The following is a 21701-nucleotide window of genomic DNA, read 5'->3' as shown; positions in this document are numbered from 1 at the left end:
ATCAGGCGAAGAAGCTCAGTATGCTATTGATAACCGTACGTTGATTGGCATCGGACAGATTGTAGAACAGCGGCAAACGCACCAGACGCGCACTTTCCTGGCTGGTATAGCGATCTTCACCGGCAAAGCGGCCAAACTGTTCGCCGGCCGGGCACGCATGCAGCGGGATATAGTGAAACACCGTCATGATCTCGGCTTCTTTCAAATAGTCGATAAATGCGGTGCGCTCTTCGATATCGCGCAGCTTGATATAGAACATGTGCGCATTGTGCTCGCAGTCCGCCGGCACAGTCGGCAGCTCGATACGGCCGGCCTGCGCTAACGGCAGGAAACTGTCGTAGTACTTCTGCCACAGCGACAGGCGGCGCTGATTGATGCGCTCCGCCACTTCCAGCTGACCCCACAGATAGGCGGCCTGCAGGTCAGACATCAAGTAGCTGGAACCGATGTCGCGCCAGGTATATTTGTCGACCTGGCCACGGAAGAACTGGCTGCGGTTGGTGCCTTTCTCGCGGATGACTTCCGCCCGATCGATCAGGGCCGGATCGTTCACCAGCGTCGCGCCGCCTTCGCCGCCGGCGGTATAGTTTTTGGTTTCATGGAAGCTGAAGCAGCCGATATGGCCGATGGTGCCCAATGCCTTGCCTTTGTAGGTCGACATCACGCCCTGCGCGGCGTCTTCCACCACGAACAGGTTATATTTCTTCGCCAGCGCCATGATGGTATCCATCTCGCAGGCGACGCCGGCGTAGTGTACCGGCACGATCGCGCGGGTTTTATCGGTAATCGCCGCTTCGATTTTGGTTTCGTCGATGTTCATGGTGTCCGGACGCAGATCGACGAACACCACTTTGGCGCCGCGCAGCACAAAGGCGTTGGCGGTTGAAACGAAGGTAAAGCTCGGCATGATCACTTCGTCGCCCGGCTGAATATCCAGCAGGATGGCGGCCATTTCCAACGACGCGGTGCAGGAAGGCGTCAACAGCACTTTCGCGCTGCCGAAATGCTGTTCCATCCACTGTTGGCAGCGACGGGTAAAACCGCCGTCGCCGCACAACTTGCCGCTGCTCATCGCAGCCTGCATATATTCCAGTTCAGTGCCAACAACCGGTGAAGCGTTAAATGGAATCATGTCTACCTCTGTATAACCAATACGCGGTGCTTTCAATCACGGCACCCTGTCGTTGATAGAGTCGTAATGCGGCGATATTGCCTACCTGGGTCGCGACCCGCAGGCGCTGCATCCCCTGCCGCCGGCATTCGGCCAGCGCCGCCGCCATCAGTCTGGAGCCAATGCCCCGGCCTGATGCGCCGGGATAGGCCGCCAGCAAGCCGATACGCATTTCCTGGTCGCCAATGTCACGCAGGCTGACAAATCCTTCGGGTTGCCCCTGGTTGTCCAATACCAGCAAGCATTGATGATCAAAGGTGCCCAGCACCGCTTTTTCGATCCAGGCCGCATAGAATCGCCCGCTATCGGCGCGATCGTACCACGGTGCGCGAAATCGGCTGGCGGCGAACACGTCACCGGCGGCAGCCCGCAACGACGGGATGTCCTCAGGTACAGCCATCCGCACCCCGGCCGCAGCGGTATCGACCGTCTCGCGTCCAGTTGCAATGTTCACTGCCAGGTCCACTTCGCCTTCGACCAGCCGGAAGCCCAGCGCCGACAGCGCATCGGCCCACTCCAATCGGTAAGCGGGGATTTTAGCCTGCACCAACGCATAAGCATCCAAATCAGCGTGGCTGACGGGGGCCGCAGAGTCGTCGAAATGTAACTTGGCGCTTTTCAATTGGAAGAAGTCGCTCTCCCAATTCAGCGGTTCAATACTGGCGTGGACGCGCATGCAATAAATCCAGTAAGTATTTGCCGTAACCTGTTTTGGCCAGCGTCTGAGCCGCGCGTTTCACGCCCTCATCATCCAGCCAGCCATTGCGCCAGGCGATCTCTTCAAGACAGGCGATTTTAAAGCCCTGACGTTTCTCGACCGTCTGCACGAAACTGCTGGCTTCCAGCAGGCTGTCGTGAGTGCCGGTATCCAGCCAGGCAAAACCGCGCCCCAGCAGCTCAACGGTCAGTTCTCCGCGCTCCAGATACATCTGGTTGATGCTGGTGATCTCCAGCTCACCCCGAGGTGACGGTTTGATCTGCTTGGCGAACTCCACAACCTGAGCATCATAGAAATACAACCCGGTCACCGCCCAGTTAGACTTCGGTTTAACCGGCTTTTCTTCGATCGATAATGCCCGATAGCGGTCATCGAATTCCACTACGCCAAAACGCTCGGGATCCATCACCTGATAGCCAAATACCGTGGCGCCGGCGGTGCGCGCCGCAACGCTTCTCAGCTTGGGACTGAATCCCTGGCCAAAGTAAATATTATCGCCCAACACCAGGCAGCTCGGCTCGCCGGCCAAGAATTCTTCGCCAATCAGAAATGCCTGAGCCAGGCCATCGGGGCTAGGCTGCTCGGCATAGCTGAGATTGATGCCAAACGCTTCGCCGCTGCCCAACAAACGCTTGAAAGAAGGCAGATCTTCCGGCGTGGAGATAATCAGAATGTCTTTGATCCCCGCCAGCATCAGCACCGACAGCGGGTAATAGATCATCGGTTTATCGTAAATCGGCAACAGCTGCTTCGATACGCCGCGGGTAATTGGATGCAGACGCGTCCCGGAACCCCCTGCCAGCACAATACCTTTCATACTTGCTCCCAAATCCGCCGCACCGCGCACAGGCCGCACGGCGTGACATTCAATCGGACAGCCCCAAACGCTCGCCGGCATAAGAACCGTCTTGCACCCGGCGCCACCAGACTTCGTTATTCAGGTACCAAACCACGGTTTTGCGAATGCCGCTTTCGAACGTTTCCTGCGGTTGCCATCCCAACTCACGGTCGATCTTGCCGGCGTCGATGGCGTAACGCATGTCGTGGCCCGGGCGATCCTTAACGTAAGTGATCAGATCGCGGTAGTGCGCCACGCCCTGTGGTTTGTTTGGCGCCAGTTCTTCCAGCAGGTCACAGATGGTCTGCACCACTTCGATATTCTTGCGCTCGTTATGGCCGCCGATATTGTAAGTTTCGCCCACCACACCTTCGGTCACCACCTGATAGAGCGCGCGCGCGTGATCCTCGACATACAGCCAGTCGCGCACCTGCGCGCCGTTGCCGTATACCGGCAGCGGTTTACCGGCGACGGCATTCAGGATAACCAGCGGGATCAGCTTCTCCGGGAAGTGATAAGGGCCGTAGTTGTTCGAACAGTTGGTGACGAGGGTCGGCAAACCATAGGTGCGCAGCCAGGCGCGCACCAGATGATCGCTCGACGCCTTGGAGGCGGAATACGGGCTGCTCGGCGCATAGGGCGTGGTTTCGGTGAACAGATCGTCAGTGCCGTGCAGATCGCCGTACACTTCGTCGGTGGAGATATGATGGAAGCGGAAAGCCTGCTTCTTCTCCGCCGCCAACGGCTGCCAGTAATGGCGCGCCGCTTCCAGCAGGGTGTAAGTGCCGACCACATTGGTCTCGATAAACGCCGCCGGGCCGTCGATAGAGCGATCGACGTGGCTTTCCGCCGCCAGGTGCATCACCACGTCCGGTTGATAACGGGCAAACACCCGATCCAACCCGACGCGATCGCAGATGTCGATCTGCTCGAAGACATAACGATCGCTGTCGGCCACGACCGCCAGCGACTCCAGGTTACCGGCATAGGTCAGCTTATCCACCACCACTACGCTGTCGCCGGTGGCCTCGATGATATGTCGCACGACCGCAGAACCAATAAATCCGGCGCCACCGGTGACTAAGATACGCTTCAACGCCAAACTCCTTTGGTATCCACCACCCAGCTTTGCTTGATCTCTTCCGGCCGGATGGCCTTGAACTGCTGATGATCGACCAACATCACGATCACATCGGCCTGTTGCAACGCCTCCGCGATTGGCGTCAACGTCACATGGCCCGCCAGCGAAGTCGGCAACTGTTCGACGTTCGGTTCCACCGCCAGCGTTTCACCGACGTGCCATTCGGCGATCAGGTGGGCCACTTCCACCGCCGGGCTTTCGCGCAGATCGTCGATATTCGGCTTGAAGGCCAGACCGAAGCAGGCGATTTTCACCTCTGACGCCCGCTTGTCGGTGGCGGCCAGGCAATCGGCCACCGCCGCTTTCACCCGGTCGACCACCCACAACGGTTTGCCGTCGTTCACCAGACGTGCGGTATGGATCAAGCGCGCCTGCTGCGGGTTCTGCGCCACGATAAACCACGGATCGACGGCGATGCAGTGGCCGCCGACGCCTGGGCCAGGCTGCAGAATGTTCACCCGCGGGTGACGGTTCGCCAGGCGAATCAGTTCCCAGACGTTGATCCCCTGTTCGGCGCAAATCAGCGACAGTTCGTTAGCAAAGGCGATGTTCACATCGCGGAAGCTGTTTTCCGTCAGCTTGCACATCTCGGCAGTGCGTGAGTTGGTGACCACGCATTCCCCCTCGAGGAAAATCTTGTACAGCTCGCTGGCGCGCGCCGAGCACTTCGGCGTCATGCCGCCGATCACGCGATCGTTTTGAATCAGCTCCACCATCACCTGCCCCGGCAACACGCGCTCCGGGCAATAGGCGATATTCACGTCCGCCGCTTCGCCCGCTTGTTGCGGGAAGCTGAGATCGCTGCGCGCCTGCGCCAACCATTCCGCCATCTGTTCAGTGGCGCCCACCGGCGAGGTGGACTCAAGGATCACCAGATCGCCTTTTTTCAGCACCGGCGCCAGCGATTTCGCCGCCGCCTCGACATAGGCCAGATCCGGCTCATGGTCGCCCTTGAACGGCGTAGGCACCGCGATCAGGAACGCATCGGCCGCCAGCGGTTTGGTCACCGCCTGCAGGAAACCGCCGTCGACGGCATCCTTGACCACTTTATCCAGATCCGGTTCGACGATGTGGATAGCACCGCGATTAATGGTATCTACCGCATGTTGGTTAACATCTACGCCCACCACTTTTTTCTTGCGGGAAGCAAACGCCGCCGCCGTTGGCAAGCCGATATAACCCAGGCCGATAACCGAAATAGTGTCAAAACTCATAGTGTCACCTGATGATTCTTTAAAGCTTCGAGGATACGCTGACAGGCATGCCCGTCGCCGTATGGGTTGTGCGCCCGGCTCATCGCGTGATATTCGCTTTCGTCCGTCAACAGCCGGGTCACCGCTTCAACAATTTTGGCCACATCGGTGCCGACCAGGCGCACCGTGCCCGCATCTACCGCCTCCGGGCGCTCGGTGGTGTCGCGCATCACCAGCACCGGCTTGCCTAACGAGGGCGCCTCTTCCTGAATGCCGCCGGAGTCGGTGAGGATCATGTAAGCGTGGGTCATCAGATAGACAAACGGCAAATAATCCTGCGGCTCGATCAGCATGACGTTGTCGATGCCTTTCAAAATGCGATTCACCGGCTCGCTGACATTCGGATTGAGATGCACCGGGTACACCACCTGCACTTCCGGGTGGCTGCGGGCGATCTCCGCCAGCGCGCTGCAAATCCGCTCAAAACCGCCGCCAAAGCTTTCCCGGCGATGGCCGGTGACCAGAATCAGTTTTTTGTCGGCATCGAGGAACGGGTAACGCTGCGCCAGGCTGGCGCGCAGCGCAGCATCGCTCATCACGCGATCGCGCACCCAGAACAACGCGTCGATCACCGTATTGCCGGTCACGAAAATGCGGTTGTCCGGCAGCAGCTCGCGCAGCAGATTTTGGCGTGAGTTCTCGGTCGGCGCGAAGTGGTACATCGCCAGATGGCCGGTCAGTTTGCGGTTGGCCTCTTCCGGCCAGGGAGAATACAGATTGCCGGTACGCAGCCCGGCTTCGACATGCCCAACGGGGATGCGTTGATAGAACGCCGCCAGACTGGTCGCCAGCGTGGTGGTGGTATCGCCGTGCACCAGCACCACGTCCGGTTTGAAGTCTTCCAACACCCCTTTCAGCCCTTCCAGGATGCGACAGGTGATTTCCGTTAGCCCCTGGCCGGGTTTCATGATGTTCAGGTCGTAATCCGGCGTGATCTCGAACAACCGCAATACCTGATCCAACATCTCACGATGCTGTGCCGTTACGCAGACTCTTGCTTCAAAGGCCTCATCCTGGGCCAGTGCATGTACCAGCGGCGCCATTTTAATGGCTTCAGGTCTGGTGCCGAAAACAGTCAACACTTTCACAGCGAATCTCTTTTGGTCGGTTAATCGCAGGCCCCGCCTGCGAATGGGGCGCTCACGCGCCCTGCATCAGATTATTATATTATTTTTTTAACTACGCGGCCGACGCGCCAAGGCCACACCGGCGCCAACCAACGCGCCCATCGCGCCCCACAAAATCAGCCAGAAGACCCGGCGTGGGCTGTCGCGTTTTACCGGCTCTTCCGGCGTGCGCAAATAGCGATAGGTCTGGAACTTCTCATCCAACGTCGGGCCAACGTTCAGCGTCGCCAGCATTGCGCGGTTCTGATCGTAATCCAGATCGTAGGTCGGGCCGGAGGCCTGCAGGCCTTCCAGACGCGCCTGCAGCATTGGCCGGCCCAGCAAGAACAGATCCGAATCCGGCAACTGTTCGGCCGGAGTGTCGGTTTGCGTACGGCTGATCCCCTGGCTCTCGGCAATTTTCAACGCCTGTTGCGTGGTGTTCAGCTCGCGCTTGTAAACCGACTCCGCGACCGCTTCCTGACGCTTGACCTGTGCTTTCATCGAGGTGGTGCGAGCGGCCCACGCGCCCTGGATCTCTTCGTTCAGGTGCAGGGCTGCGCGGTGGCTGGCGAAGGCCACGTATTGGCGCAGCAGGCGGTTGGCGTCCGCGGCGGTTTCCGCCGTCAGCTTCACGCCGTCGTTCGGGACTTTTTTGTCGTCGCGCGGCGTGAACAGGATGTTATTGATCAGCTCGTCGAGCAATGCCGCATCGGCACGGGCATCCCCTTCCTGACGCTGTTTGTAGTAATCGCTCTGCAGCCAGAAATCGCGACGCGTGTCGTAAGCCGCCAGCTGCATGATGAACTCATTGTACGCTTCATCCGCGATGCTCGGCTGATCGCCGGCCGCCGCCGCCGGCAGCGTGCGCACATCCAGATTGCGCAGGAACTGCTGCTGGGAGTAATAACCGCCCAGCGCATTCACCGTCGGCCTGTCGGTGATCGCGGTGGCGCTCCACTCTTGCTTAACCAGGTAAGAAACGATCAGCGCGACCGCCGCGAACAGCACCGCAATACCGATAATCCACGGTTTGCCGCGCCACAGGGTGCAGCACAGGCCGCGGATATCGAGTTCGTTATCCACCGTCGGGGTATGCTTGTCAGACGTTGTTTCTGGATTCATCACAGCCAAAAAGCCTCTGGTCTCTGGTTAAGGTACTTGCTTGTTATCGCCCGAACGCCGCAGCCGGCGCTTGATACGCTTAATGTATCGCGCAACCCGCCAGGCGCGCTTGATGCAGTAACCGTACAGGAAGAAGGCAAGCAAGAATAATGCCAACATAACCCACTCAGGGATAAAAGTCAGGCGTTCGCCGATCACGCCCACCGCCGCCAGCAACGCGGCCGCCAGGGTGATCAGCACGAAAGCCTGCCGCGGCGTAAAGCCGGCGCGCATGATCAGGTGGTGAATATGTTGACGATCGGGAGAGAAGGGGCTCATCCCCTTGCGTAAACGACGATACATGATTGCTATCATGTCCATCAGCGGAATAGCGATGATCCACAGCGCGGTCACCGGGTTGATCGAGTGCGCCTTTCCCTGTGAACTTTGCAGCAGCAGCCAAATGGCGGTAAAGCCGATCAGGGTGCTGCCGGCATCCCCCATAAACACCTTATAACGGCGGCCGAGGATGCCGAGATTGAGCAAAATATAGGGAACGATAGTGGCGATCATCGCAAAGCACCAGAACGCCAGCTCATGATGGCCGCTCAGGTACAGCAGCAGGCCCAGCGCCCCGAAGGAGACGCACGACAAACCGCCCAGCAGACCATCGATGCCGTCGACCATATTGAAAGCGTTGATCGCCGCCCATACCGCGAACAGCGTCACCAGATAGCCGAACGGCCCCAGCAGCATCTCCCAGTCACCCAGCACATGGCCGAAGCTGCGCAGATACAGACCGGCAAACACCATCATGGCGATGCCGACCAGCGCCTGCACCAGGGCGCGAATTTTAACGCTGATATCGAAACGATCGTCGAGCGCCCCCACAAACACCAAAATACCGGCGCAGGTGAGATAAAGCTTGGCGTGTGCGATGGGTTGTTCAGAGATCCAAAACGCGAAGCACAACCCGGCATAAACGGAAATACCGCCGACCAGAGGAATCAGCCCCTGATGGCGTTTGCGATAATTGGGTTTATCTACCAGACCAATACGTTTTGCCGCCTTGCGGGCAACAAAGAGAAAAGCCAAAGAAAACAGGAAAACAAATAGAATTTCAGTACTCATAGTGAGTAAGTTCACAGTTAACAGATCTCTGTAGAAGATAAGGCAGCTTACCACGGGCTAAGGCTTGTGCCATCGGCCCCCGCTACCTTTCGGTCATTTCCTATGACAACGGTGATTCATGCCTATTTTCTTCGCATCGACTGACAAAATGACAGCAGCAAAGCCGACCGGCGCGAAACCGACCGACAAACAAGATGAATTCTCAATAAGTCGAGGAAACAACTTACTTTTCCATTACTGCTACTTATCGTATCCGCCAAAAGCGAAAAACGCCACGACTAGGCGTGGCGTTCAGCGAATTTTTTAACGAATTATGAGCGTTTCATCATATCGAAGAATTCATCGTTGGTTTTAGTCATCGCCAACTTATTAATGAGGAACTCCATCGCGTCGATTTCACCCATCGGATGAATGATTTTGCGCAGGATCCACATTTTTTGCAGCTCTTCAGAGGTGGTGAGCAGCTCTTCTTTACGGGTACCGGAGCGGTTGTAATCGATAGCCGGGAATACGCGTTTCTCGGCGATTTTACGCGCCAAGTGCAATTCCATGTTGCCGGTACCTTTAAATTCTTCGTAGATCACTTCGTCCATCTTCGAACCGGTATCAACCAGCGCGGTCGCGATGATGGTCAGGCTGCCGCCCTCTTCCACGTTACGCGCCGCACCGAAGAAGCGCTTCGGACGATGCAGGGCGTTGGCGTCCACACCACCGGTCAGCACCTTGCCCGAGGCCGGCACCACGGTGTTGTAGGCGCGCGCCAGACGGGTGATGGAGTCGAGCAGAATGATCACGTCTTTCTTGTGCTCAACCAGGCGCTTGGCCTTCTCGATCACCATTTCGGCCACTTGCACGTGACGCGAAGCCGGCTCGTCGAAGGTCGATGCGATCACTTCGCCTTTCACCAGGCGCTGCATCTCGGTCACTTCTTCCGGACGTTCGTCGATCAGCAGCACCATCAGCACGCAGTCTGGGTGATTGTAGGCGATGCTCTGCGCGATGTTCTGCAGCAGCATGGTTTTACCGGCTTTCGGCGGTGCCACGATCAGGCCACGCTGGCCGCGGCCAATTGGCGCCGCCAGATCCAGTACGCGCGCCGTCAAGTCTTCGGTCGAGCCGTTGCCGCGCTCCATCCGCAAACGGGAATTGGCGTGCAGCGGCGTCAAGTTCTCGAACAGGATCTTGCTGCGGGCGTTTTCCGGCTTGTCGTAGTTGACTTCGTTGACTTTCAGCAGGGCAAAATAGCGCTCGCCTTCTTTTGGCGGACGAATCTTACCGGAAATGGTGTCACCTGTGCGGAGGTTGAAGCGGCGGATTTGGCTAGGGGATACGTAGATGTCGTCGGGACCGGCGAGGTAGGAACTGTCTCCAGAGCGGAGGAAACCGAATCCATCCTGCAATATCTCGAGCACGCCGTCGCCGAAGATATCTTCTCCGCTTTTCGCATGTTGCTTCAGAATGGAGAAGATGATGTCCTGCTTGCGCATGCGGGCAAGGTTTTCCAGCCCCATATTTTCGCCGAGAGTAATCAGCTCAGAAACCGGCGTATTCTTTAATTCGGTAAGATTCATAGTGGTGGGTTCTTAAACTCGGGGTATGTCTCGAACTTGTATCGTGAATGGTATGGCAGCGAGATGCGTGCCTGTTTACTGGACGTTCGATCACCGGGCGCAGAGCCGTCGCGGTAAGAAATGGCTTACATCGGGCGCACGCATTGACGGTTGAAGATCGAAGGTACCTTAAAAATGATTTTTGCAAAACCGTTTGATTGCCAAAACACGGGTTGAGTTCAGTTTACTTTCAACGCCGGTGGTTCGACACAGAGTATAGCTTTAGATTCAAACTCTTTAGATTTAAAACTTCGGGCAAGTTCTATATGCAGTGTGGTTAAACTTAACACGCTTCTTGGCAGGCGTCTAGCGGTGAATTGAACATCACCGCCAGGCGCCTGATACTGGGCTTCCCGCCCGATTACAGATTCGCGTTCAGGAAATCTTTGAGCTGACCTTTGGACAACGCGCCAACCTTGGTCGCGGCCACTTCACCGTTCTTGAACAGCAACAGCGTAGGGATGCCACGGATACCGTACTTAGGCGCGGTAGCCGGGTTCTGATCGATATTCAGCTTGGTGATGGTCAGTTTGCCTTCGAACTCTTCGGCAATCTCATCCAGAATCGGAGCAATCATCTTGCACGGCCCACACCATTCAGCCCAGAAATCGACCAGGATCGGCCCTTCCGCTTTCAGCACGTCAGCTTCGAAGCTGCTGTCAGTCAGGTGAATAATTTTATCGCTCATGTTCTACTCCACAGGATTATGTCTACCTTGTTGGTGTAGCATTAACCAACTCAAGGTGATTTTATTGCACCGCGTTTATTTCAACGGATGTGCTTTCGTAAAGCAATAGTTAGCTGATATTCTACCACACTATGAGCAAAACACACTTGACCGAACAGAAGTTTTCCGACTTCGCCCTGCACCCGTTAGTCCTTGAAGCCCTTGAGAAAAAAGGGTTTCACAATTGCACGCCCATCCAGGCGTTAGCATTGCCGCTCACGCTCTCCGGGCGTGACGTTGCAGGTCAGGCGCAAACCGGTACCGGAAAGACGCTGGCGTTTTTGGCGTCTACTTTTCACTATTTGCTGACCCACCCGGCGAAACAGGATCGCCAGACCAATCAGCCGCGCGCCTTGATCATGGCGCCTACGCGTGAACTGGCGGTGCAAATCCACTCCGATGCGGAAGCCCTCTCCCAGAGCACCGGCCTGAAGCTGGGCCTGGCCTACGGTGGCGACGGCTACGACAAACAGCTGAAAGTGCTGGAAAGCGGCGTGGACATTCTGATTGGCACCACCGGCCGTTTAATCGATTACACCAAGCAGAACTATGTCGATCTCGGCGCGATGCAGGTCGTCGTGCTGGATGAGGCCGATCGCATGTACGATCTCGGCTTTATCAAAGACATCCGCTGGCTGTTCCGCCGCATGCCTGCGGCCGATCAACGCCTGAACATGCTGTTCTCCGCCACGCTGTCCTATCGCGTACGCGAACTGGCCTTCGAGCAGATGAACAACGCCGAATATGTTGAAGTGGAACCGGAACAGAAAACCGGCCACCGCATTAAAGAAGAGCTGTTCTACCCGTCCAACGAAGAAAAAATGCGTCTGCTGCAGACGCTGATCGAAGAAGAGTGGCCGGATCGCGCCATCATCTTCGCCAACACCAAGCACCGCTGCGAAGACATCTGGGGCCACCTGGCCGCCGACGGTCACCGCGTCGGCCTGCTGACCGGCGACGTGGCGCAGAAAAAACGCCTGCGCATCCTCGACGACTTCACCAAGGGCAATCTGGATATCCTGGTCGCCACAGACGTCGCCGCGCGCGGTCTGCACATTCCCGCCGTCACGCACGTCTTCAACTACGATCTGCCTGACGACTGCGAAGACTACGTGCACCGCATCGGCCGTACCGGCCGAGCAGGCGCCAGCGGCCACTCCATCAGCCTGGCTTGTGAAGAGTACGCGCTCAACCTGCCGGCGATCGAGACCTATATCGATCACAGCATTCCGGTGAGCAAGTACAACAGCGATGCGCTGCTGACCGATCTGCCGGCACCGAAGCGCCTGTCGCGTCCGCGCGGCGGCAACGGCCCACGTCGCAACTCCGCGCCACGTCGCGGCGGCGCGCCGCGCAGCAACCGTAAACGCTCGAGCTGATCGCCATGCTCAGCTCCAGCACGCTTTATGCTGCCATCGATCTCGGCTCCAACAGCTTCCATATGTTGGTGGTGCGCGAGGTGGCCGGCAGCATTCAGACTCTGGCGCGGATAAAGCGCAAGGTGCGCCTGGCGGCCGGGCTGGATCAGCACAATCACCTGTCGCATGAGGCCATGCAACGCGGCTGGCAGTGCCTGCGGCTGTTCTCCGAACGCCTGCAGGACATCCCGCGCGAGCAGATCCGCGTCGTCGCCACCGCCACCTTGCGCCTGGCGTCCAACGCCGATGAGTTCCTGCAGGCCGCCGAGCAAATCCTCGGCTGCCCGGTGCAGGTCATCAGCGGCGAAGAAGAAGCGCGGCTGATTTATCATGGCGTCGCGCACACCACCGGCGGGCCGGATCGGCGGCTGGTCGTCGATATCGGCGGCGGCAGCACCGAACTGGTCACCGGCACCGGCGCGCAGGCATCGCAGCTGTACAGCCTGTCGATGGGCTGCGTCACCTGGCTGGAGCGCTACTTCAGCGATCGCAACCTCGGGCAAGAAAACTTCGAGCGCGCCGAACAGGCCGCGCGCGAAATGGTGCGGCCGATCGCGCCGCAGCTGCGCCAGCACGGTTGGCAAATCTGCGTCGGCGCTTCCGGCACCGTACAAGCGCTGCAGGAAATCATGGTGGCGCAAGGCATGGATGAACGCATCACCCTGCCCAAGCTGCGCCAGTTGAAACAGCGGGCCATTCAGTGCGGCAAGCTGGAAGAGCTGGAGATCGAAGGGTTGACGCTGGAACGCGCGCTGGTCTTCCCGAGCGGTCTGTCCATTCTGCTGGCCATCTTCCAGGAGCTGGGCATCGAAAGCATGATGCTGGCCGGCGGGGCGCTGCGTGAAGGCCTGGTTTACGGCATGCTGCATCTGCCGGTGGAGCAGGATATTCGCATCCGCACCATCCGCAACCTGCAGCGTCGCTACCTGATCGACACCGAGCAGGCCGAGCGCGTCAGCCAGCTCGCCGCCAACTTCTCGCAGCAGGTCGCCAACGAGTGGCAGTTGGATGCGCGATGTCGCGAGCTGTTGCACAGCGCCAGCCTGATCCACGAACTCGGCCTCAGCGTCGATTTCAAGCAGGCGCCGCAACACGCCGCCTACCTGATCCGCCACCTGGACTTACCCGGCTTTACCCCCGCGCAGAAAAAACTGCTGGCCACCCTGCTGCAAAACCAGAGCAACACCCTCGACCTGTCGCTGTTGAACCAGCAAAACGCCCTGCCGCCGCGCACCGCGCAGCGTCTGTGCCGCATTTTGCGCCTGGCGATCATCTTCGCCAGCCGCCGCCGCGACGACACGCTGCCGGCGGTGCGTTTACGCGCCAATCAGGACGATGAACTGACGGTGATCTTGCCGCCGGGTTGGCTGGAGCAGCATCCGCTGCGCGCCGAGGCGCTGGAGCAGGAGAGCCACTGGCAGAGCTACGTCCACTGGACGCTGCGGTTGGAAGAACAACGTTGAAATAGCAAGGGCGCGATGAGCGCCCTTTCTTTTTAATTCCCGCCTTTGGCCTTGGCCAGCTGGGCGCGGATATTGGCCAGATGGCTCTGCCCCTTCTGCATCCGCTCCTGCGGGCTCACCACTTTGCGCTCGGTTTCCCACGCCAAATCGTCCTGCGGCAGCTCCAGCAGGAATCGGCTCGGCTCCGGCCGCACCAACTCACCGTACTGACGGCGTTCGCGGCACAGGGTGAAGATCAGCTCTTTTTGCGCGCGGGTGATCCCCACATAGGCCAGACGCCGCTCTTCATCGACATTGTCTTCGTCGATGCTGCTCTGGTGCGGCAGCAGCCCCTCTTCCATGCCCACCAGGAACACGTAGGGGAACTCCAACCCTTTGGAAGCGTGCAGCGTCATCAGCTGCACCTGATCCAGCTCCTCTTCGCTTTCACCGCGCTCCATCATGTCGCGCAGGGTGAAGCGCGTCACGACCTGGGTCAGCGTCATCGGCTCGTCCAAATCGTTGCCTTCCAGCATCTCCGTCATCCAACCGAACAGCGTATTGACGTTCTTCATCCGCATTTCGGCGGCCTTCGGGCTGGTCGAGGTTTCAAACAGCCAGCTTTCATAATCCACGCCGCGGATCAGATCGCGCACCGCCGCCACCGGCTCACGCTCCGCCTGTTGGGCGATGCCGCCCAACCAGTGGGTGAAGCGCTGGAGCGATTCCAGCCCGCGCCCGGTCAAGTGCTGGCTCAGCCCCAGATCGAAACTGGCGTGGAACAAACTCTTGTTGCGCTGGTTGGCCCATTCGCCGAGCTTCTGCAGCGTCGCCGGGCCGATCTCGCGCTTGGGGGTATTGACGATGCGCAGGAAGGCGCTGTCGTCGTCCGGGTTGGTCAGCACGCGCAGGTAGGCCAGCAGATCCTTGATCTCGGGGCGAGAGAAGAACGACGTGCCGCCGGAAATCTTGTACGGAATGCGGTTCTGCATCAGCATCTTTTCAAACACCCGCGACTGGTGGTTGCCACGGTAGAGAATCGCATAGTCGCCGTAGTTGGTCTTTTTCACGAAGTGGTGGGCGATCAGTTCCCCCACCACGCGTTCGGCTTCGTGATCCTCGTTGTTGGCGGTCACCACCTTCAGCTCTTCGCCATACCCCAGCTCGGAAAACAGCCTTTTTTCAAACACGTGCGGGTTATTGGCGATCAGGATATTGGCCGCCTTCAAAATGCGCTCGCTGGAACGGTAGTTTTGCTCCAGCTTGATCACCTGCAGCGCCGGGAAATCTTCCTTCAGCAGCACCAGATTCTGCGGCCGCGCGCCGCGCCAGGAGTAAATCGACTGGTCGTCGTCGCCCACCACGGTAAAGCGCGCGCGATGGCCCACCAACAGCTTCACCAGCTCGTATTGGCTGGTGTTGGTATCCTGATACTCATCCACCAGCAGATAGCGGATGCGCTGCTGCCAGCGTTCACGCACCTCTTCGTTGCGTTGCAGCAGCAGCGTCGGCAACAGGATCAAATCGTCGAAGTCCAGTACGTTGCACGCCCGCATATGGGCGTGGTAAAGACCGTAGCAATGGGCGAACAGCTTGTCGCGCTCCGAGCGCGCCAACTCTGCCGCCCGCTGGGGATCGATCAGGTCGTTTTTCCAGTTGGAGATGGTCGAAATCAGCTGCGCCACCAGCGTCTTATCGCTTTCCAACCACTTTTCGGTCAGCTCTTTCAGCAATGCCAGCTGATCCTGGTCGTCGAACAGCGAGAAGTTGGACTTCATGCCCAGCGCCACATATTCCCGCTTGATGATCTCCAGCCCCAGGGTGTGGAAGGTGGAAATCATCAGCCCGCGCGCCTCTTTACGCCCCAGGGTTTGCGACACGCGCTCTTTCATCTCGCGCGCGGCTTTGTTGGTAAAAGTCACGGCGGCGATGTGCCGCGCCTGATAGCCGCAGTGGTGGATCAGGTGGGCTATCTTGTTGGTGATAACGCGCGTCTTGCCGGAACCGGCACCGGCCAACACCAGGCAGGGCCCGGTAACGAATTCGACGGCTTGTTGTTGGCTGGGGTTTAATCGCATGGCGCTGACTTGCTCGACTGTAAAACGTGGAAGGGAATTGTAGCAGAAAGCGCCGATGAGATTTAGCGGGTATAATCAGCGCAATTTTCGCATCGACAAAGGCAATACCATGGCAAAAACGGCGTGCGCCCTGCACATTCTGGTAGACAATGAAAAGCTGGCCAACGAGCTGTTGGCCAAGCTTAAGCGCGGCGTCAGCTTCGACACGCTGGCGCGCAAATACTCGAGCTGCCCGTCAAAACGCAACGGCGGCTCGCTGGGCGAATTCAACAAAGGCGCAATGGTGCCTGCGTTCGATAAAGCGGTGTTCAGCATCCCGCTGCTCAAACCTTACGGCCCGGTCAAAACCCAGTTCGGTTACCATATCATCAAGGTGCTGTACCGCAACTGAGGGGGCCTGAGCCCCCTGCCACGAATTACTGCGCGCCAGCGGCGTCCGTCGCCGGCGAAGCGACTGCGGTGTCCGCCGGTTTGGCTTCTTCCGTCACCACCGCCGGCGGCGGCATCATGATGCCGTTATAGGTATCCTGCAGCTGCTTCATGCTCATTTCCGGCTCGCCCTTCGGCTGCATCAGCACCAGCGTCGCGTCCTGAGACAACTGCAGCTTCAACGCCTGATTCAGTGTCTCCAGCGTCAGGCTGGACAGGAACTCCTGGCGCAGCTTCTGGTACAGCTCCGGCGCGATATCCACCACCCCGCTCTGCTGCGACCGCAGACGCTGGCTCATCAGCACGTCGGTGTCGGTACGGGCGTAGGTCGCGAACAGCTTGCTCAGCTGATCGTTTTTCTGCGCCAGCAGCGCATCGAATTCCTCTTTCGACAGGCCGTTGTCACGCACGTTGGCCAGTTCGCGGGCAATGAAGCCCAGGCTGCCGTTCAGATTGTTGTTCGGCGTATCCAGGTGGATGGCGCACTGCCCGCGCTGGTACTGCACGCGGCAGTCAAAGCCCAAATGCAGGTTTTTCTGGTCGCTTTTTTCCAGCGTCTGCTGGAGGTGCCAGAACAACGCCTCGCGGGCGAGATCGCCACGCCAGTAGCGCAGCAGGCTTTGCGAATCGCGAATCGGGTGCCACGGCGAATCCCACATGATCGACAGCGTATCCTGCTTCACCTGCTCGCTGATCAGGCTCACCGGCTGCTGCGGCAGCGGCGTCAGGGTCGGCATCGGAGCCGGGGTTTCACGTTTGCCCTGCAGCGGCGAGAAAGCCTTGTTGATCTGCTCGCCCAGGCTGCGGCTGTCAACCTTGCCGACCACGAACAGCGTCATGGCGTCCGGTGTGTACCACTGCTGATAGAATTTCTTCAACTGCTCAAGGTTGACCGGCCGTTTCGCCGGCTGCGCCGGATCGTGCGCCAGCAGCGTCGAGCCTTTCAGGCGGTAACGCCACCAGGCGTCTTTGGTATTGGGTGGGAAAGTGCCGACCGGATTGATGCTGGAATTCATCACCGCGTGCACCGTGTGCTCGTCGATCGCCAGTTTGCCGGTCGTGTCCGCCAGCCAGGCCAGCGCTTCTTTCAGCAGATCGGGCCGGTTGTTCGGCAAGCTGAGGTTATACATGGTGAAATCGTACGAGATGATAGCCGGCGGCAGCGGCCGCTCGTTATCTACGCTCTGCTGCCACAGCGCCCGCAGCTGCGGCGCCGTGAAGCTTTCGCTGCGCGTCAACGCCAGCCGCGGCAGCAGGTGGGCAAAGCCGGTCTGCTGCGAAGACTCCACCAAAGAGCCGGTATTGACGATCAGCCGCAGTTCCACGCGGTCGCTCGGCCGCTGCGGCGTATCGAGAATCTGCCATGAAAACCCGTTGGCCAGCGCCCCCTGCTGCCAGGCAGGATCGGGTTGTAGTGCTTCAGCCTGCACGCTGCCACTGGCTGCCGCCAGTAGCAGCCCACCAACTATAAGATGAATTCTGGTGCCCTGCATGTGAACCCCTACTTAATGACTATCCAATTTCTTATGCAAATGCGTGTATTCCATTCAATGGAATCATAAAAATACGCCCTGAGTTTCACGGTGGGGCGGAAAGCAGAAAGTGTACCATCGTGTTAGACCGCGCGCCTTTGCGGATGTCACTCATTAGAGTGAAAAATAATAGATTGCGGGGTTTTTAATGCAAAAAATCGTTACGAGGCAGGGGAAGAAGCTCACCGGCCGCGGATGCGGCCGGTGATTTACCGCCAAAATCAGGCGGAAGGCAGCGTTTTGTCCGCGCCGGCGTTTTTGTTGTTCAGGGTGTCTTTCAGCTGCTTCTCATCCAGCTGATTACACCATTTGGCTACGACCACGGTCGCCACGCCATTGCCCACCAGGTTGGTCAGCGCGCGGGCTTCCGACATAAAGCGGTCGATGCCGAGGATCAGCGCCAGGCCGGCCAGCGGCAGGTGGCCTACGGCGGAGATGGTGGCGGCCAACACGATAAAGCCGCTGCCGGTCACGCCCGCCGCCCCTTTGGAGGAGAGCAGCAACACCACCAGCAGGGTAATCTGATGCATGATATCCATGTGGGTGTTGGTCGCCTGCGCGATAAACACCGCGGCCATGGTCAGGTAGATAGAGGTGCCGTCCAGATTGAAGGAGTATCCGGTCGGGATCACCAGACCCACCACCGATTTCTTGCAGCCCAACTTCTCCATTTTATCCAGCATGCGCGGCAGCGCGGATTCAGACGACGAGGTCCCCAGCACGATCAGCAGCTCTTCTTTGATGTAGTTGACGAATTTGAAGATGCTGAAGCCGTTGGCGCGGGCGATGCTGCCCAACACCACCACCACGAACAGGATGCAGGTGATATAGAAACACACGATCAGCTGGCCGAGTTGCACCAGCGTGCCGACGCCGTATTTACCGATGGTAAACGCCATGGCGCCGAAGGCCCCCAGCGGCGCCAGACGCATGATCATGTTGATGATGCCGAAAATCACCCGCGAGAAGCTGTCGATCACGTTGTAGATCAGCTGCCCTTTGTCGCCCAGACGATGCAGGGCGAAGCCGAACAGTACCGCGAACAGCAGCACCTGAAGAATGTTGCCGCTGGCGAACGCGCCGATCACGCTGCCGGGGATGATGTCCAGCAGGAACGGAATGATGCCCTGCTGCTGCGCCTGCTCGGCGTAGATCGCCACCGCTTTGGCGTCCAGCGTACCGGGATCGACGTTCATGCCGGCGCCCGGTTGCACCAGGTTGACGATCACCAGGCCGATAATCAGCGCGAGGGTGCTGACGATTTCAAAATACAGCAGCGCGATGGCGCCGGTGCGCCCCACCGCCTTCATGCTTTCCATGCCGGCGATGCCGGTCACCACGGTGCAGAAAATCACCGGGGCGATAATCATCTTGATCAGTTTGACGAAGCCATCGCCCAAGGGTTTCATCTGGGCGCCGAGGTCAGGGTAGAAGTGGCCAAGCAGGATACCCAGCGTGATCGCCGTCAGCACCTGAAAATAGAGGCTCTTAAAAATTGTTGTTTTCATATGAACATCCTATGGGGGGAAGACACGCACCAGGCGGCAGTCTAAAAATCCAGCCTGTTCATTGCTTGCGCGGAAAATAACACCCACTTAACAACATGGAAATAATTTGTTGCACCCACCCCTCAGGGTTGATGTGAATTTAAGAGCTGAAACGCGTCAGTCCGGGTGCAAAGCTGAAAATTGCGTAAGCCTTTGTTTGCACTAACGCAAAAGAGGTATGAGGGGAATAGCGATTTTCGGACGGGGAAAAGTACCGGAAAGGTAACGCGGCGCTCACGGCGCCGCGCGGCAAAACTCGGTTTCGAACGCTTCACGCGGCAGCGGCCGAGCGAACAGGAACCCTTGCCCGCTGCGAATGCCGTGCTTCAGCAGCCAGTCGCGCTGCTCGGCGTTTTCCACGCCTTCGGCCATCACCGGCAACGCCAGCACTTCAGAGATTGAACTGACGATGCGCACCATCGCATCGTCGGCCGGCAGCCCCTGAATGAAACTGCGGTCGATTTTAATCAAATCGATCGGCAGGGATTTCAACCGGTTCAGGTACTCCAGGCTGGAGTAGCCCATGCCGAAGTCGTCCAGCGCGATCGACAGCCCCAGATCGTGCAGCTCGCGCAGCAGCGCCAGCGCGCGGTCGAGATCGTCGATGCGTACCGTCTCGGTGATCTCCAGCAGCAGCTTGCGCGGATCGATCCGATACTGCGCCAGCAGATTTTTCAGATGCGGAACAAACGCCTCGTCCTGCATCTGAATGCCGGAAACGTTGACCGCCAGCGGCAGCGCAATGCCGCGCTGCTGCCAGTCCGCCAGGATACGGCAGGACTCTTCCAGCACCCAGTTGCCGAGCGGCACAATCACGCCCAGCTCTTCCGCGAGCGGAATGACGTCGGCCGGCAGGGTATAGCTGCCGTCGTACTGCTGCCAGCGCAGCAACGCTTCTGCGCCAATCACCTCGTTGGACTGCATGTCGATCTGTGGCTGCAGGAACAGCGTGAAATGCCGCTGCTCAATGCCGTGCAGGATCTCGCTCTCCTGCGTCAATCGCTTCTGCGTGCGCTCCGTCAGGCTGGGTTCGAAGAACAGGATCTGATTTTTCCCTTCGCGATGCGCGGACATCATCGCCGAGGTAGCGCTGCGCAGCAGCTGTTCCGCGCTCTCCCCCTGATTGAGGTAGTGGGCGATGCCGATGCTGGCGTTGGGCCGCAGCGCCAGGCCTTCCAGCGTCAACGGCGCGTTGATCTCCGCCATGATGCGTCGCGCCAGCTGCATGGCGTGGAACGGCCGCTCGATGCCCTTGGCCAGGATGGCGAATTCGGTATTGCTCAGCTGTGCCAGCACGCCGTTTTCGTCGATGCAGCCGCGCAGCTTCTTCGCCAGCGCCAACAGCAATGCCTCGCGCATCGCCGGGCTCATCACGCCCGACGCTTCATGCAGCGTCTCGATGCCGATCACCAGCAGGTTAAAACGCTCGGGGCGCAGGCTGGAGGCGATATGCTGTTCCAGCAACGCGTTCAGCAAGGCCGGGTTCGGCAGTTCGGTCACCGGGTGGCGGGTGCTCAGGCGGCTCATGTCGGCATGCGCCTTGGCCAGCGTCTGTTGATTGCGGTTGTAGTTGCGCACCAGCAGGCCGAGCTCGTCGTCCTGGTGCAGCGCCGGCAGCATCAGCTGGTGATAAGGCGCTTCGTCCTGCGAGATGTTTTCCAGCTCTTTGGCCATCGCGCGCAGCGGATGCACCATCAGCCGGTTCATGCACCAGGTGATGGACACCGACAGGATCAGCGCCAGCAGCAGGTAGGTCGACAGCATGGTCGACAATATGCTGAGGATAAACTGATACATGCGGAACGAATCGGCCTGCAGCACCAGGTAGGCCAGCGGCTGCTGGTTGGCCGGCACCCGTTCCAGCGAATAGAGCGGCACGGATATTTGGATAGGCAGCTCAAACAGCCGGGCGATCAGCGTCGGCACCGGCCGCTCTGGCGGGAAATTGGCGTGCAGCGCCTGAAACTCGTTCGGCAAGACGATATCCGCCCGGCTCAGAATGCCGACCGGCAACAGCGTATTCAGCACCTTTTTGGCTTCCGGCACGTCCATGCGCAGCACCGCTTCCGCCAGCGGCTGGCGCACGGAGTGGGCGATATTCTCCAGTTGCTGGGCGTAGTCATCCCTGCGCTGCTGCACAAAATGGAACAACTGAATCACGATAAAGATACAGATCGTGACCAGCGCCACGCCGGACACTGTCGCCATCTGCTTAATCGTTAACGAACGCCTGACCCGCAAACCTGCTCTCCGTAAAATCGGGCTGAAACAAAAAGGGGGCTGACTCTCACCCGCCCCCTCGAACCGGGCTGAGTATACTCGATCATCGGCTGTTTTTATCTGGCTATGCCGCAGGCATAACCAAGAAAATCGCGGGTTTCAGTCTTTTCCTAGAGCGAACAAACACGACCCGGACACAGGGTAACAAAACTCCCCGGAGTCCGACACTCCGAATC

At 58.8% G+C, this 21701-nt stretch carries 17 protein-coding genes; 3 read left to right on the top strand and 14 right to left on the bottom strand.

Annotation, left to right across the window (positions count from 1 at the left end; translation table 11 throughout):
* Position 1: 1 nt before the first annotated feature.
* The 10 genes from rffA to trxA form a co-directional block, all read right to left on the bottom strand.
* A complete protein-coding gene (gene rffA / locus ACORQT_RS00600; RefSeq protein ID WP_164057874.1) occupies positions 2-1132 on the bottom strand; it encodes a dTDP-4-amino-4,6-dideoxygalactose transaminase in 1131 nt (376 codons plus the stop codon).
* The gene (rffC, locus tag ACORQT_RS00595) at positions 1119-1847 is read right to left on the bottom strand and encodes a dTDP-4-amino-4,6-dideoxy-D-galactose acyltransferase (RefSeq protein ID WP_042783442.1); all 729 of its coding nucleotides are present in this window, start codon (positions 1845-1847) and stop codon (positions 1119-1121) included. Before rffC ends, rffA begins: the two co-directional genes overlap by 14 nt.
* Entirely contained in the window at positions 1825-2706 is an 882-nt protein-coding gene (rfbA, locus tag ACORQT_RS00590; RefSeq protein WP_042783441.1) for a glucose-1-phosphate thymidylyltransferase RfbA, read from the bottom strand. Before rfbA ends, rffC begins: the two co-directional genes overlap by 23 nt.
* A gap of 49 nt (positions 2707-2755) precedes the next feature.
* A complete protein-coding gene (gene rffG, locus ACORQT_RS00585) occupies positions 2756-3823 on the bottom strand; it encodes a dTDP-glucose 4,6-dehydratase (protein WP_164057873.1) in 1068 nt (355 codons plus the stop codon).
* Positions 3820-5082, bottom strand: a complete 1263-nt coding sequence (wecC, locus tag ACORQT_RS00580) for a UDP-N-acetyl-D-mannosamine dehydrogenase (protein ID WP_033652436.1) — start codon at positions 5080-5082, stop codon at positions 3820-3822. Before wecC ends, rffG begins: the two co-directional genes overlap by 4 nt.
* A complete protein-coding gene (wecB, locus tag ACORQT_RS00575) occupies positions 5079-6209 on the bottom strand; it encodes a non-hydrolyzing UDP-N-acetylglucosamine 2-epimerase (RefSeq protein WP_004934198.1) in 1131 nt (376 codons plus the stop codon). Before wecB ends, wecC begins: the two co-directional genes overlap by 4 nt.
* Before the next feature lie 87 nt (positions 6210-6296).
* Positions 6297-7352, bottom strand: coding sequence for an ECA polysaccharide chain length modulation protein (gene wzzE, locus ACORQT_RS00570; protein ID WP_164057877.1), 1056 nt, complete (start codon positions 7350-7352; stop codon positions 6297-6299).
* 27 nt (positions 7353-7379) lie between these two features.
* Positions 7380-8477, bottom strand: coding sequence for a UDP-N-acetylglucosamine--undecaprenyl-phosphate N-acetylglucosaminephosphotransferase (gene wecA / locus ACORQT_RS00565; RefSeq protein WP_025160399.1), 1098 nt, complete (start codon positions 8475-8477; stop codon positions 7380-7382).
* A gap of 296 nt (positions 8478-8773) precedes the next feature.
* Positions 8774-10033 carry a transcription termination factor Rho gene (gene rho, locus ACORQT_RS00560; protein WP_004934188.1) on the bottom strand — a complete coding sequence of 420 codons (1260 nt, stop codon included), beginning with the start codon at positions 10031-10033 and terminating at the stop codon, positions 8774-8776.
* Positions 10034-10433: 400 nt separating this feature from the next.
* The gene (gene trxA / locus ACORQT_RS00555) at positions 10434-10760 is read right to left on the bottom strand and encodes a thioredoxin TrxA (protein ID WP_004934187.1); all 327 of its coding nucleotides are present in this window, start codon (positions 10758-10760) and stop codon (positions 10434-10436) included.
* Positions 10761-10891: 131 nt separating this feature from the next.
* Between trxA and rhlB the strand changes: the two genes are divergently transcribed.
* Positions 10892-12178, top strand: coding sequence for an ATP-dependent RNA helicase RhlB (gene rhlB, locus ACORQT_RS00550; RefSeq protein WP_033645045.1), 1287 nt, complete (start codon positions 10892-10894; stop codon positions 12176-12178).
* 5 nt (positions 12179-12183) lie between these two features.
* Positions 12184-13680: an exopolyphosphatase gene (gene ppx, locus ACORQT_RS00545; RefSeq protein ID WP_099782464.1), complete on the top strand. Its 1497-nt coding sequence runs from the start codon at positions 12184-12186 to the stop codon at positions 13678-13680.
* A 32-nt stretch (positions 13681-13712) separates the two neighbouring features.
* On the opposite strand, the gene rep is transcribed toward ppx, so the two are convergent.
* Positions 13713-15737, bottom strand: a complete 2025-nt coding sequence (rep, locus tag ACORQT_RS00540; RefSeq protein WP_033645047.1) for a DNA helicase Rep — start codon at positions 15735-15737, stop codon at positions 13713-13715.
* 109 nt (positions 15738-15846) lie between these two features.
* On the opposite strand from rep, the gene ppiC reads away from it, so the two are divergent.
* Entirely contained in the window at positions 15847-16128 is a 282-nt protein-coding gene (ppiC, locus tag ACORQT_RS00535) for a peptidylprolyl isomerase PpiC (protein ID WP_004934175.1), read from the top strand.
* 25 nt (positions 16129-16153) lie between these two features.
* Here ppiC and ACORQT_RS00530 read toward each other — a convergent pair whose 3' ends face one another.
* The 3 genes from ACORQT_RS00530 to hmsP form a co-directional block, all read right to left on the bottom strand.
* Positions 16154-17659 (bottom strand): M16 family metallopeptidase, encoded by a 1506-nt coding sequence (locus ACORQT_RS00530; RefSeq protein ID WP_033645048.1) that lies wholly within the window; start codon positions 17657-17659, stop codon positions 16154-16156.
* A gap of 260 nt (positions 17660-17919) precedes the next feature.
* The gene (locus ACORQT_RS00525) at positions 17920-19206 is read right to left on the bottom strand and encodes a dicarboxylate/amino acid:cation symporter (protein WP_047025966.1); all 1287 of its coding nucleotides are present in this window, start codon (positions 19204-19206) and stop codon (positions 17920-17922) included.
* 273 nt (positions 19207-19479) lie between these two features.
* On the bottom strand, positions 19480-21486 hold the full coding sequence (gene hmsP, locus ACORQT_RS00520; protein ID WP_042783438.1) for a biofilm formation regulator HmsP: 2007 nt from the start codon (positions 21484-21486) through the stop codon (positions 19480-19482).
* Positions 21487-21701 lie beyond the last annotated feature (215 nt).

The sequence above is a fragment of the Serratia sp. (in: enterobacteria) genome (assembly GCF_052400455.1).
Classification (GTDB): domain Bacteria; phylum Pseudomonadota; class Gammaproteobacteria; order Enterobacterales; family Enterobacteriaceae; genus Serratia; species Serratia ureilytica.
The sequence above is the reverse complement of the archived record's forward strand: the minus strand, read 5'-3'. Positions and strand labels throughout refer to the sequence as shown.